Genomic DNA, 11946 nt, shown 5'->3' on the forward strand with positions numbered 1-11946 from the left:
AGGGAAGAAAATGATCCGCTGAAGCGCCAGCGGGGGACCATTGAGGGCCAGTATACCGATTTTGACTGCGCCGCCCCGCCTTCCTTCGCACGCGCGGGGTCGCTGCGTCTGTATACTTGTGCCCTTCCGCCAAATACGCCATTAACAACAGGGGCTCTCCCACCTGTATGCTGAAGTTATCCCTCGTCCGCCTCGTCGCGTGGTCGGTGCGCTATGCCCTGTGGGTCATCGCGCTCTCGCTCCTGCTCGCCGTCGCGAGCGGCTTTTACGTCGCGCATCACTTCAAGATCAATACCGATATAAGCCGCCTGGTTGAGACCGACGCGCAATGGTCGGGCCTCGAAAACGCGATGGACGCCGCGTTCCCCGACCGTGGCCAGACCGTGCTGGTGGTTGTCGAAGCCCGCGCGCCGGAATTCGCCGATGCCGCCGCGCGCGATCTCACGGCCGCGTTGCAGAAACAGTCTAAGGAATTCGTTGCCGTCTCGCAGCCTGCGGCCGGCCCGTTTTTCGAGCATAACGGGCTGCTATTTCTGCCGCTCAGTCAGGTTCAATCGACCACAACGCAGCTTGCGCAGGCGCGTCCGCTCATCAATTCGCTGGCAAAGGATCCCAGTCTGACCGGCCTCGCCGGCGTCCTGACCACGAGCCTGCTGCTGCCGTTGCAGATTGGTCAGATCAAGCTCGGCGATATGAGTCACCTGCTGTCGCAAAGCGCCACGGTGCTCGACGGCGTGCTCGCCGGCCAGCCTGCCGTGTTCTCGTGGCGCGGGCTGGTCGACAAGGACACGGCCAAACAGCCGGCGCGCGCGTTCGTCACCGTGCAGCCGGTCGTCGATTTCGGCGCGCTCGAACCCGGCGCGCGGGCGTCCTCGGAGATCCGGGCGACCGCCGCGGCGCTGCATCTGGACGCCCAGTACGGCGCGACCGTGCGCCTGACCGGCGAACAGCCGCTCGCCGACGAAGAATTCGCCTCGGTGAAGGACGGCGCCGTGGTCAATGGCATCGGCACCCTGATGGTCGTGCTCGTGATCCTGTTGCTCGCGCTGCGCTCCAAGCGGGTGATCATCGCGGTCTTCATCACACTGTTCGTCGGCCTCGCGATTACCGCCGCACTCGGCCTGATGATGGTCGACGCGCTCAACATGATCTCGGTCGCGTTCATGGTGCTGTTCGTCGGACTGGGGGTCGACTTCGGCGTGCAGTTCGGCGTGAAGTACCGCGAGGAGCGCCACCACGACGACCGCCTGCCCGCCGCGCTGCTCAACACGGCGCACAGCATCGGCGTGCCGCTGACGCTCGCCGCCGTGGCCGTCGCGGAGAGTTTCTTCTCGTTCCTGCCGACCGCCTATCGCGGCGTGTCGGAGCTCGGGAAAATCGCGGGCGTCGGGATGTTCGTCGCGTACCTCACGAACATGACGCTGCTGCCGGCGCTGCTCAAGGTGTTCGCGCCGCTCGGCGAACCGGTATCGCCCGGTTTCAGGCAGCTCGCGCCGGTCGACGATTTCCTCGACCGCAACCGCAAGCCCGTGCTGATCACGACGCTCATCATCATCGTCGGCGCGCTGCCGCTGCTTCTGCATCTGCGCTTCGACTTCAATCCGCTCCATCTGAAGGATCCGCACACCGAATCGATGGCGACGCTGATGTCGCTGCAGGATGCCCCCGAGGCGTCGGTCAACGATGTGCACGCGCTGGCGCCTTCGCTGGCGGTCGCGGACCAGATGGCGGCGAAGCTGTCGGCGTTGCCCGAAGTTGGCCGCGTGACGACGCTCGACACCTTCGTGCCCGCCGACCAGCCGCAGAAACTCGCGCTGATCGCGAGCGCCGCGCAGCAACTGCTGCCGGCGCTGACGCAACCCACCGCACCGCCTTCCACCGACGCCAACCGTGTCGCTGCGCTCAAACGCGCCGCCAACCAGCTCGCGCTTGCCGCCGAAGATCACCCGGGGCCCGGCGCCGCCGAAGCGCAGCATCTGTCGGCAACGCTGACGAAACTCGCAGCCGCCGATGCCGCCACCCGCGACCACGCCGAGCAGGCGATGTCCGCGCCGCTGAAAATCGCGCTCGGGCAATTGACCGCGCTGCTTCAGCCCACGCAAATCACACGCGAAACGGTGCCGGCAGAGATCGCGCGCAACTGGGTTTCGGCAGACGGCCACGCGCTCGTCGATATCTCGCCGAAGGTGGTGCCAGGCGCCGATCCCGGCGACGACGTGATGCTGCGCCACTTCGCGCACGCCGTGAAAGCCGCTGAGCCAGGCGCGATCGGCGGCCCGATCTCGATCCTGCATTCCGCCGACACGATCATCAAGGCGTTCCTGCAGGCCGCCGGCTGGGCGGTCCTGTCAATCACGATCCTGCTGTGGATTACGCTGCGTCGTTTCGGCGACGTGCTGCGCACGATGATCCCGCTGCTGGTGTCGGCGGTTGTGACGCTCGAACTGTGTGTCGTCTTCAACATGCCGCTCAACTTCGCGAACATCATCGCGTTGCCGTTGATGCTCGGCGTGGGTGTCGCGTTCAAGATCTACTTCGTGATGGCCTGGCGCAATGGCCAGACCGGGCTGCTGCAATCGAGCCTCACGCATGCCGTGATGTTCAGCGCCGCGACAACGGCGACGGCATTCGGTAGCCTGTGGCTGTCGCATCACCCGGGCACGTCGAGCATGGGGAAGCTGCTCGCGTTGTCGCTTTTCTGCACACTTGTCGGCGCTGTGGTATTTCAACCTGTACTGATGGGAAAACCGCGCCCAAAGCGCGCCTCAAAGAGACACAGAGGAATCGACGGATGAAGATGCAAACCCCCGCGCTGGCGCTGGTCGTCGCGTGTGCTGTCACCGGCTGCGCGACCGGTCCCGACCGCAAGCCCGGCGATCCGCTGGAGCCAATGAACCGGGCGGTCTTCAAGTTCAATGACTCGCTCGACACGTACGTGGCGCAGCCGATCGCGAAGGGCTACCAGAAGGTGACGCCGAGCCCGCTGCGCACGGCCGTCACCAACTTCTTCTCGAACCTGGGCGATCTCGGCAACGCGGCAAATAACCTGATGCAGCTGAACATCACGGACGCGACCGAAGACATCATGCGCTTCGCGTTCAACTCGACGTTCGGCATCTTCGGCCTGCTCGACTGGGCGACGCCGGCCGGTCTGCCGAAGCATCATCAGGATTTCGGGTTGACGCTGGGCCATTGGGGTGTGCCGTCGGGTCCGTATCTGGTGCTGCCGCTGTTCGGGCCGAGTTCGTTCCGGGACAGCGTCGGGTTCGCGGTCGATTTCCGCTTCAATCCGCTTAATTACGCTGAGCCGGCGGTGCGCAATCCGCTTTACGGCCTCCAGTTCGTCAACACGCGCGCCAACCTGCTGGGTGCGACCGATCTGTTGTCGCAGGCGGCGCTCGACAAGTATTCGTTCGTTCGCGATGCCTATACCCAGCAGCGTATTTCGTTGCTGCGCGCCGCAGGCGCCGTGGGCACCTCGCCGACCGCACCGCCTGACTATGGCGATCCGGACGATTCCGGCGCGGCGCCGGCGCCTGCGCCTGCGCCGGGCGCTTCGGGAACCGCGCCTGCGGGCGTGCCGGACTATGCTGATCCGGGCGAAGGTGCGGCAGGGTCGGCAGCGCCCGCGTCGGGTTCGTCTGGATCGACGCCGCCCGCTGACAAAAAGGCGCCCGAGGTTGCTCCGTTGCCAAAGCCGACCGTCCAGTAAGACGCGCTCTTTGCGCGCCGGAATGAAAACCGCCCGACAGGTTGCACCTGTCGGGCGGTTTTTTCTAAACGCGCGGATCGCTGCGACCGTTTTCGCCCGGCGCAGCGTGCCGCCCCGCTCGCGTCAAGCCGCCCGCAACGCGCCGGCGGCGCCGAGCGCGTGCCGCGCCCGCACCAGCGATTGTTTTGCCGCGCGCGCATCCGCGGCCAGCTGAAGCAGCGCACCCAGTTGCGACGGCTGCCGCAGCAGTTCGCGCAGGATCGGCGCAAGCGCCGTATGACCGTCGTCACGCAGGCCGGCCGTCGCGGCGGAAGGCAGCGTGCGCCACGCCGGATCGACAATCGCGCGACACACCGCAAACGGCACGCCATGTGCCGTTGCGACGGCGCCGGCGATATGCGATTCCATATCGACGGCGAGCGCGCCGGTCGAGCGGTTGAGCGCCAGCTTGTCCTGAGCGCCCGTCAGCGGCGCCGTGACAGCTGCCTGAACGCCGCGGCGCAGGCGCGCACTCAATGGCGAGGCGCCGATCGCACGCGCAAGCCGCGCGGACCAGTCGACGTCGGTGACGATGCGCCCGAACGGCCCTTCGACCGCCTCTGCGATGATCAGCGTGCCCGGCTCCAGATCCGGCGCAAGACCGCCGGCTGTTCCAAAACTCAGGATCCCGCTGCAACCCCGCGCCGCGGCCGCGCTCAGCGCACGTTCGAGCAGATCGGCGCGCGCCGCGTAGACGACCACGACGCCTGCGCCGCGCGCGATCCGCGCTTCGAACGCCATGCCGGTCACGACGATCACGGGCAATGCGTCACCGCGTGCGGACGATGTCTGCGACACCGTCATCACATCCCGACCGTGACGCGCGTAGTGCCACTGCGCCTCAACGACCGGTAGCGCGCCAGCGCCCACAACGGGAAGAACTTGCGATAGCCGTGATAACGCAAATAGAACACGCGCGGGAAGCCCGTCGCGGTGAAGCGCGTTTCATCCCACAGACCATGATCGCGCTGCTCGCGTTGCAGGTATTCGATACCGCGCGCAACCGCCGGGTGATCGACGGCACCGGCCGCCATCAAACCCATCAGCGCCCACGCCGTCTGCGACGCCGTGCTCGACGCCTGCTCGTATCCGCGATAGTCGAGCTTGTAGCTGGTGCCGTCCTCGCCCCAGCCACCGTCGTCGTTCTGGATCTTCACGAGCCATTGCACCGAGCGGGCGATACGCACGTCGTCGTGCTTGATACCGGCAGCGTTCAGCGCGCAGAGCGCCGTCCACGTGCCGTAGATGTAGTTCATGCCCCAACGCCCGTACCAGCTGCCGTCGGACAACTGCTCTTTCAGGATGTAGTCGTACGCGCGCTTCGACGGCTCGCTCGCCGACGGCATTTCGCCGAATTGCGCGAGCATCGACAGACAGCGGCCCGACACATCCGCCGTCGGCGGATCGAGCAGCGCGCCATGATCGGAGAACGGGATGTTGTTCAGGTAGTACTGCGTGTTTTCCGGCTCGAATGCACCCCAGCCGCCGTCGCTGCTCTGCATGCCGATGACCCACTCGCGGGCGCGCGCAATGGCTGTGTTATCGACGTTCGATTGCGTCAGCGCGGCTGCGCGATGCATCGCCATCGCGACCACAGCCGTGTCATCGACGTCCGGATAGTGCGGGTTCGCGTACTGGAACGCCCAGCCGCCCGGGCGAATGTCCGCGCGGCGCGAAATCCAGTCGCCGCGCACATCGAGAATCTGCAGCGGTCGCAGCCATTCGAGACCGCGCAGCGCGGCTTCCTCAGCGCGGGCGTCGCCGGTTTCGAGCAGCGCGTGCGCCGCGAGCGATGTGTCCCACACCGGCGACAGACACGGCTGGCAATACGCCTCGTCGCCGTGAATGACGAGCAGCTTTTCGATCGAGCGGCGCGCGATCGCGCGGTTCGGGTGATCGGCCGGATAGCCGAGCACGTCGTACATCATGACCGCGTTCGCCATCGCCGGGAAAATCGCGCCGAGGCCGTCGTCGCCGTTCAGACGCTCGTCGACGAAGGCCACCGCGGCATTGACCGCGCGCTGGCGCAGGGTCTTCGGAAACAGGCCATCGACGACCCGCAACACGCCGTCCACACCACGGAAGAAGCCGAACCAGCCCTTGTGCTGATGCGGTGCGCGCGGCGACAGACCCGTCGTGACGGGCGCGCCACGGAACAGTTCGTCGATCCGTACGCCGCGCGGATTGCGCGCGACCGGACGCTTCGCGTTCAGCACCAGCAGCGGCACGATCACCGTCCGCGCCCAGTACGACACCTTCGACAGATGGAACGGGAACCACTTGGGCAGCAGCGAGATTTCGACCGGCATCATCGGCACCGCGTACCACGTCACGACCCCAAAGAGCGCGAGCAGGATGCGCGTGAACACATTCGACGCTTCCGCGCCGCCGTGCGCGAGAATCGCCTCGCGGGCGCGGCACATGTGCGGCGCGTCCACCGGATCGCCGATCATCTTCAGCGCGAAATACGCCTTCACGCTGGCGCTGACGTCGAGCGCGCCGTCGGTGAAGAGCGGCCAGCCGCCGTCCGCGAGCTGGATACGGCGCAGATAACGGCCGATCTTCTGCTCCAGTTCCGGGTTTGCTTCTTCGCCGAGGTAGTGGACGAGCAGGATGTATTCGGCGGGAATCGTCGCGTCGGCTTCGAGTTCGTAGACCCAGTGGCCATCGGCGCGCTGGTCAGCGAGGATCGCATCGGTCGCGCGCGTGATGGCGGCTTCGAGCGGCGCATTTTGCGGCGCGGCGGTTTGCATCGTAGCGTCGGTTGCAGGCGCCAGCGCGGCGGCTGTGGCGGACGTCTCGCCGTCCAGCGGCGGGATCTGTGATAAATCGTTCATCGGCGTTCCATCGGTTCATTCAGAAGCAGGTCCGCGGCCTTCTGGCCCGAGCGGATCGCTCCTTCGATCGTCGCGGGCAGGCCAGTGGCCGTCCAGTCTCCCGCGAGCATGAGGTTGTTCCAGCGCGTGCGCGTGGCTGGGCGCAGCATTTCCTGGTCGGGCAGCGACGCGAACGTCGCACGTTCTTCCACGACGACCTGCGAGACCGGCATGGGCTCGGCCGGCAAACCGGCCGCGAGCGCGACCTCGGCCCAGATCGTTTTCGCGAGTTCTTCGTGCGGCGTGCCGATCAAACGGTCGGCGCCGTTGATCGTCACCGAAAGCCGGCCGTCGAAGGCAAACAGCCATTCCGCTGTCGAGCCCAGGAGACCCATCATGGGTGGCAGGCCAAACGGCGGCTCGATGGCGAAGTGCACATTGACGACCGCGCTGAAGCGCTGCGGCGCCTGCAAACCCGGCACGAACGATTGCGCGACGTTTGGTGGCACGGCGAGCACCACGCCTTCGGTCGCGCCAAGCGCGATGCTTTCGTCGGCGAAATGCAGCGTCGACACGCGCCCGGATTCGGAGAACGTCAAATCATTGAGCCGCGAGCCGAGCTTGATCTGCGCGCCACCGTGCTGCAGCAGACGCAACGCAGGATCGACAAACGCGCTGCCGAGCCCGTTGCGCGCGACCAGTGGCCGACACGCCTGCCCCCCCGTCGCGAACATCTCGCGCGCGACGGCGCCCGCCAGCTGCGCCGTCGCCTCGCGCGGCTCCACGTTCAGCACAGCGAGAAACAGCGGACGCAGCAGACGATCCCACAGGACGCCGTTACACCGCATCGTCTGCGCCATCGTGCGGCCGGGCTTTGCGAACAGCAGCGGCATCATCGACAGATAATCCGCCCAGTACGTGCCGGGCACGCGAGTGTTCGCGTCGAAGATCCACAGCGGCAGATGCCCCGGCGAAAGCTTGACGGTCCAGCGTTCGCTGATCGCGAGATCCGTGAACGGGAACTCGGGCTGCGTCGGGCCGACGAGTTCATCCGCCGCGCCGATCGCGCGTGCGTAACTTAACGTCGAGTGATAGCCCGAGAAGATCAGATGATTGCCCGTATCGATCGTCGCGCCAAGTGTCCGATCGTAATACGTACGGCAACGTCCACCGGCCTGCGCGGCAGCCTCATGCAGCACGACCTGGGCGCCGCGACGCTGCAACTGCACCGCGGCGGCCAGACCGGCGAGGCCCGCGCCGATCACGTGGACAATTCTGGCCATCAGAAGAACGCGTAGCGAGCGACGATCCACAGCAGCCGCGCGCGCGGCTTGCTGACTTTCGTGCGCGGGATGTCAAAGCCCCGGTCAACGGTGCGTTCGAGCAGACAACGGTAGACGCCGGACATGATGCGCGGCGCGCGGACCTCGCGGCGCGGTTGCGCGTCCATGATTTCGTCGGACTTCGCGAAGTGCTCCCGCGCACGCGCGACAAGGGTGGCGCAGACGCGCGGCAACGACGGATCGTCGGCGATGACGTCGGGATCGGTGGTCGCGATGCCTTCGCGCGCCAGCAGTTCGCGCGGCAGATAGCAGCGGTGAATGCCGGCGTCCTCGTCGATATCGCGCAGGATGTTGGTGAGCTGCAGCGCGCGGCCGAGGTGATGCGCGAGGTCACGGCCGGGCGCTTCCTGCATCCCGAATATCCTCACCGACAGACGGCCCGCCGCGCTCGCGACACGATCGCAGTAGAGGTCGAGCGTGGCTTCATCGGGCGCGCAGATGTCAGCGGCTGCATCCATTGCCATACCGTTGATCATCTCGTGGAAATCTTCGCGCTGCAGATGGAACGTGTGAATGTGCCGGGTCAGCGCGCGCAACGAAGCGCGCGGGGTTCCCGCGTAGCACGCGTCGATGTCGGCACGCCAGCGCTCGAGCGCGGCGGCACGTTCTGCACGTGGCATGTCGCTGTCGGCGATGTCATCGACCGCGCGACAGAAAGCGTAGACCTGATACATCGCATCGCGCTGTGCCGCCGGCAGGATGCGCATTGCGAGATAGAACGAACTGCCCGAAGTCACGGCAGCTGCGTCGGTTTCTGTATCGTCCACGACAAGATTGGAAACGGCCAAGACGATCTCCGCTGAAGCGCCCGCTGATAGCGACTGGGTCGCCGCCCGCAGGGCATGTCGTCCGCGCGCGCGGACACGCGCGAAACACTCCGGCTGGGATGCCGGAAACGACGAAAAGTATAACAATCTTTGGCCATCGCCGCTGAAAACACGTCGGCGGACGCGGCCGGCGTAACAATGCGGCGGGTTGCGTGGCGCGGCGATCGACGGCCTCGCCGACCGGAATCCCGCGTCAGTCCGGGGCAACCGCGCGCCAAAGTCGCGGATAAATATGAAACTCTGCTGGAAAGATAATCGGATCGTCACGCACCGGATTCAAATCCACTGAAGAACGGCTACTCCCGAATCCGCCTGACAACGTCCATCTTCATTTAAGACTGCTCCTATTCAGCAGCAGACGCCGGCTGCCTAAACTGACCTTATTGAGATGCCGCGAACCTTCGTGGCGCCCAACAGGCATCGGTTACGCGATTTATCGAGACATGGCACAGCGTCGCGACGATGCGTGCGACAGGTCGCCGGTCACATCACGCCCGCGTTAATCAATACGACTTCATTTCTCCGGCCAATTGCCCCCGGAGAAGACAGATCGCGCCTGCCGATTAAACGGCAACTAACAGGAATTATCATGAAACGTTCTATCCGGCTCACCACTGCATCGCTATTACTGTTCGCGGCAACGTGCGAGGTTCACGCCGCGCGGCACGAATACAGCCCGTTGCAATCGATTGAAAAGACGTCGGTCACCGCCAGCATTCAGACCGGCCACGCGACGCTCGACAAGCTGATCCAGGAGTCGTTCATCGGAATCACGCCCGACGGAGACAGCCGCCCGGAGCCCGGCCTGCTTATCGCAGCGCCGCGTGTCGAGGGTTCGACGCCCTCGCTCGAGGAACTGAAGGTACGCATCGCAGGCATCGGCCGCTGAACGCCCGCAATCAGTTGAACGCGACCGAGCGATTGCGTCCCTGTCGTTTCGCGCTATACAGCGCCGCATCGGCTTCGTTGATGAGCACTTCGTAGGCCGGCACGCCGGTACGCGCGCACGCGCCGCCGACACTCGCCGTCACGGGCACCAGCGTGCCCTGCACGTCGATCGCTGTGTCGCCGATCTTGCGGCGGATCTTTTCGGCGACCAGCATGGCGTCTTCCAGCGGCGTGCACGGCAGCAGGAGCGCAAACTCCTCGCCGCCGAACCGGCCGAAGGTATCCTGAACCCTCACCACTTCCGCGACACGCTGCGCCATCACGCGCAACACCGTATCGCCGACCACGTGTCCGAACCGGTCGTTGATCTTCTTGAAGTGGTCGAGATCGAACAGCAGCACCGACAGGTCGCCGCCGTACCGCTGCCAGCGGGTGTATTCGTCGCGCAGCCGCGACTCAAAATAACGTCGGTTCGCGATACCCGTCAGGCCGTCGCGGTCCGCGTATTCCTGCAACTTCGCCACCGCCTCCTCGCGTTCGCGCTGCACAATGCTGACCGCCGTCACGTCGGAAATCGTCACGCAGACGGCCACCACTTCACGGTCGCGCGTGAGCGGCATGAAGGTGCAGTCCTGCTGCATGAAATCGACGCCGCCGGTGATGGGCCGGTCGTGGTCGAACTTGAACAGATACGGACGCTGCTCCCACGAACTGAATGCAAAGCTGCCCAGCTGGAACACGCTTTCGAGCTTGCGCGTGAGCCACACGCGCGGCAGTTCCGGGAAGCTCGCGAATATCGATTTCCCGACCACCTGCTCCGCGGAGAGCCCACTGTGGTCGTGCATGAACCGGTTCCACATCAGCACGTTCATGTCGCGGTCGAGCACAAAGATGCCGAAGCCCACACGCTCGACAACCAGATCGCTCAAGGACGCGGACATTTCATTCATAGACTGGACAGCAGCGCGTCGAGCGCTTCATTCATGTGACGGATCGAGTCTTCCGCCATCAGCATCACAAGATGGGCGCGGAAGCTCTGGTCTTCCAGCGCGAAATTCACTTCGACCAGCAGCGCGACTTCCCACGCGAGCACCTTCGGCTGGAACACGTCGTCGAGCGACATGGCGGCACCGAGCAGCCCCGGCGCCGAAAACACCGGCGTGCGGCCAAGCTGGTCGAGAATGCACGACACACAGGCGCCCGTCAGCACGTTCGCCACGTCGTAAATCAGTTCTTCCTGCGAGACGGACTCGTACGCCGAGCCGACATACGGATCGTTCACGAGCGCGCACAGTTGCGCGATGCTGCCGCTGCGGCAGATCACCAGCGCCTCACCCTTGATGTCGGAACGAAAACCCTGTCTGACCGCGGTGACGGCTTCGTTGATGCCGGTCATGTCGCGCAGGGCCTCGGCCGCCTCGCTTACGTCCACCACGCGCACGCGCGGCACCGACAGCTCGATGAACGTGTCGAGCAACGTCGCGAGACGGGTCGCGGCCTGACCCATCGCCAGATTGGCGACCTCCTGCAGCGCGTCGCGCTGGTCTTCGTTCAGGGCTGGCTCAGACATACAACCCGTACTCCTTGAGGATGGGCAGTACCGCCTCGGGCGTCACCGGCTTGGCGACGAACGCGATGGCGCCGAGTGTGCGCACACGCGCCTGCGCCATCGGCTGAACGTCGGCGGACACGACGATCACGAACGTATTGAGGTCCTCATGCTGGAGCGCTTCGAGCACCTGAAAGCCCGTCATGTCGGGCATCGTCAGGTCGAGGAACATCACGGAAGCCTTGCCGGCGCGATACAGATCGAGCGCCTCGACGCCATTCGACGCATAGGCGATGTCGACATCCCAGTCCTGCGGAAGGGCTTTGGTCAGCACCTTGCGAGCAAGAAGCGAGTCGTCGGCAATCACAATGGGCAAAGGCATGGCGGCGGTCGGAAGACGTTATTGGCTCAATCGGGTTAACGGCGGCAATACGCCGTTCTTGAGCCGTCGGAGCGGCCGTGCGAGCGAAAAAGCGGAGAAAAATCAAAAGAATACGGACACGCAACGCCGCAAACGGCGGAATGCGCAAAACCGGCTCGCGCACGGCAAGGTGCGTGGGCGCGAAAGACGACGACACAATCCGGCATGGTGGAAGCCTACCCCGTACGTGAACCGGCGCGGCGGTAGACGACCTCGGACCCTGGTGCCTTCGCGCCTGCATCCGCGAGCCTCCACAGCATGCGTTATGCGCACATTGTCTGACGGGCCCCGCGGGAGATACGTCCGAACATGGCGGACGCATAATTGTCGTAAGAATGATTCTTGAATTAA

10 protein-coding genes are annotated in these 11946 nt (G+C 65.1%); 3 read left to right on the forward strand and 7 right to left on the reverse strand.

From position 1 onward, the window contains the following. The first annotated feature begins 167 nt into the window (after positions 1 to 167). Both P3T16_RS24975 and P3T16_RS24980 read left to right on the forward strand, forming a co-directional pair. Positions 168 to 2795: an MMPL family transporter gene (locus P3T16_RS24975; RefSeq protein WP_429344320.1), complete on the forward strand. Its 2628-nt coding sequence runs from the start codon at positions 168 to 170 to the stop codon at positions 2793 to 2795. Beyond that, positions 2792 to 3712, forward strand: a complete 921-nt coding sequence (locus P3T16_RS24980; protein ID WP_429344321.1) for an MlaA family lipoprotein — start codon at positions 2792 to 2794, stop codon at positions 3710 to 3712. Before P3T16_RS24975 ends, P3T16_RS24980 begins: the two co-directional genes overlap by 4 nt. 123 nt (positions 3713 to 3835) lie before the next feature. Here P3T16_RS24980 and P3T16_RS24985 read toward each other — a convergent pair whose 3' ends face one another. From P3T16_RS24985 to hpnD, 4 genes are read right to left on the reverse strand one after another with little or no spacing between them, the layout of a single operon-like run. Beyond that, positions 3836 to 4555, reverse strand: coding sequence for a phosphorylase (locus P3T16_RS24985; RefSeq protein ID WP_429344322.1), 720 nt, complete (start codon positions 4553 to 4555; stop codon positions 3836 to 3838). Further along, entirely contained in the window at positions 4555 to 6588 is a 2034-nt protein-coding gene (shc, locus tag P3T16_RS24990; RefSeq protein WP_429344323.1) for a squalene--hopene cyclase, read from the reverse strand. The genes P3T16_RS24985 and shc overlap by 1 nt, the downstream gene beginning before the upstream one ends. Further along, a complete protein-coding gene (gene hpnE, locus P3T16_RS24995) occupies positions 6585 to 7850 on the reverse strand; it encodes a hydroxysqualene dehydroxylase HpnE (protein ID WP_429344324.1) in 1266 nt (421 codons plus the stop codon). The genes shc and hpnE overlap by 4 nt, the downstream gene beginning before the upstream one ends. Continuing rightward, positions 7850 to 8698, reverse strand: a complete 849-nt coding sequence (gene hpnD / locus P3T16_RS25000; RefSeq protein ID WP_429344325.1) for a presqualene diphosphate synthase HpnD — start codon at positions 8696 to 8698, stop codon at positions 7850 to 7852. Before hpnD ends, hpnE begins: the two co-directional genes overlap by 1 nt. 628 nt (positions 8699 to 9326) lie before the next feature. Here hpnD and P3T16_RS25005 point away from each other — a divergent pair. Continuing rightward, entirely contained in the window at positions 9327 to 9626 is a 300-nt protein-coding gene (locus P3T16_RS25005; protein ID WP_429344326.1) for a hypothetical protein, read from the forward strand. A 10-nt stretch (positions 9627 to 9636) separates the two neighbouring features. Here P3T16_RS25005 and P3T16_RS25010 read toward each other — a convergent pair whose 3' ends face one another. Genes P3T16_RS25010 through P3T16_RS25020 form a run of 3 tightly spaced genes read right to left on the reverse strand, consistent with a single transcriptional unit; the run spans position 9637 to position 11556 of the window. After that, positions 9637 to 10575 carry a GGDEF domain-containing protein gene (locus P3T16_RS25010; RefSeq protein WP_429344327.1) on the reverse strand — a complete coding sequence of 313 codons (939 nt, stop codon included), beginning with the start codon at positions 10573 to 10575 and terminating at the stop codon, positions 9637 to 9639. After that, positions 10572 to 11195 (reverse strand): chemotaxis protein CheC, encoded by a 624-nt coding sequence (locus P3T16_RS25015; RefSeq protein WP_429344328.1) that lies wholly within the window; start codon positions 11193 to 11195, stop codon positions 10572 to 10574. Before P3T16_RS25015 ends, P3T16_RS25010 begins: the two co-directional genes overlap by 4 nt. Next, positions 11188 to 11556, reverse strand: coding sequence for a response regulator (locus tag P3T16_RS25020; RefSeq protein WP_429256276.1), 369 nt, complete (start codon positions 11554 to 11556; stop codon positions 11188 to 11190). Before P3T16_RS25020 ends, P3T16_RS25015 begins: the two co-directional genes overlap by 8 nt. Positions 11557 to 11946: the final 390 nt, after the last annotated feature.

The sequence above is a fragment of the Paraburkholderia sp. GAS42 genome (assembly GCF_050436565.1).
GTDB lineage: Bacteria > Pseudomonadota > Gammaproteobacteria > Burkholderiales > Burkholderiaceae > Paraburkholderia.